Source organism: Streptomyces sp. NPDC002911 (genome assembly GCF_053591835.1).
In genome coordinates this window covers 1-1,699 of record NZ_JBSFUO010000088.1, presented here as the reverse complement: position 1 = coordinate 1,699, position 1,699 = coordinate 1, and the positions used below count along the sequence as shown (strand labels likewise).

Annotated in this window: 1 protein-coding gene; it reads left to right on the top strand. The window is 67.9% G+C overall.

From position 1 onward, the window contains the following. Window positions 1–1,699: dihydropteroate synthase (locus ACWD04_RS33970; RefSeq protein ID WP_451137581.1), on the top strand; the 1,699-nt coding region annotated here is incomplete at both ends.

The window sequence follows — 1,699 nt, the reverse complement described above, 5'->3', positions numbered from 1 at the left end:
TCGTCGAGCGTGTCCGCGGTGCGGAGCTCACCCCCCGTGCTCCGCGCCCGGAGCCGGGTGCGGCGTCGCTGTACCAGAGCGTTCCGTTCCGCCAGGACACCTCGTACCTCGCGATCGGCGAGCGCACGAACGCCAACGGATCGAAGAAGTTCCGTGAGGCCATGCTCGAGGCGCGCTGGGACGACTGTGTGGAGATGGCCCGCGACCAGATCCGCGAGGGCGCGCACATGCTCGACCTCTGCGTCGACTACGTGGGGCGTGACGGTGTCGCCGACATGGAGGAGCTGGCGGGCCGTTTCGCCACCGCCTCCACCCTGCCGGTCGTCCTGGACTCCACCGAGGTGCCCGTGCTGCGCGCCGGTCTGGAGAAGCTCGGCGGCCGCGCGGTGCTGAACTCGGTCAACTACGAGGACGGCGACGGGCCCGAGTCCCGTTTCGCGAAGGTCAGCGCTCTGGCCGCCGAGCACGGCGCCGCGCTGATCGCCCTGACCATCGACGAGGAGGGCCAGGCCCGCACCGTCGAGCACAAGGTCGCCATCGCCGAGCGGCTCATCGAGGACCTCACCGCCAACTGGGGCATCCACGAGTCGGACATCCTGATCGACTGCCTGACCTTCACCATCTGTACGGGCCAGGAGGAGTCCCGCAAGGACGGGATCGCCACCATCGGCGCCATCCGCGAGCTGAAGCGGCGCCACCCCGACGTGCAGACCACGCTCGGCCTGTCCAACATCTCCTTCGGCCTGAACCCGGCCGCCCGTGTCGTGTTGAACTCCGTCTTCCTCGACGAGTGCGTGAAGGCCGGTCTGGACTCCGCGATCGTGCACGCCTCCAAGATCCTGCCGATCGCCCGGCTGGAGGAGGAACAGGTCAAGGTGGCCCTCGACCTCATCCACGACCGCCGGGAAGAGGGCTATGACCCCCTGCAGCGGCTCATGGAGCTCTTCGAGGGCGTCAACATGAAGTCGATGAAGCAGGGCAGGGCCGAGGAACTTCTCGCCCTGCCGTTGGACGAGCGGCTCCGGCGCCGCATCATCGACGGCGAGAAGAACGGTTTGGAGAGGGACCTCGACGAGGCACTGCAGAGCCGGCCCGCGCTCGAGATCGTCAACGACACCCTCCTGGAGGGCATGAAGGTCGTCGGCGAGCTCTTCGGCTCCGGCCAGATGCAGCTGCCCTTCGTGCTCCAGTCCGCCGAGGTCATGAAGACCGCGGTCGCGCATCTGGAGCCGCACATGGAGAAGTCGGACGCCGAGGGCAAGGGCACCATCGTGCTGGCCACGGTCCGCGGGGACGTCCACGACATCGGCAAGAACCTCGTCGACATCATCCTGTCCAACAACGGCTTCAACGTGGTCAACCTGGGCATCAAACAGCCCGTCTCCGCGATCCTGGAGGCCGCCGAGGAGCACCGCGCCGACGTGATCGGCATGTCAGGCCTCCTGGTGAAGTCCACCGTGATCATGAAGGAGAACCTGCAGGAGCTGAACCAGCGCAAGATGGCGGCCGACTACCCGGTCATCCTCGGCGGCGCCGCCCTCACCCGGGCCTACGTCGAGCAGGACCTCCACGAAATCTACGAGGGCGAGGTCCGCTACGCCCGCGACGCGTTCGAGGGGCTGCGGCTGATGGACGCCCTCATCGCGGTCAAGCGCGGTGTCCCGGGCGCCACCCTCCCCGAGCTGAAGCAGCGCCGGGT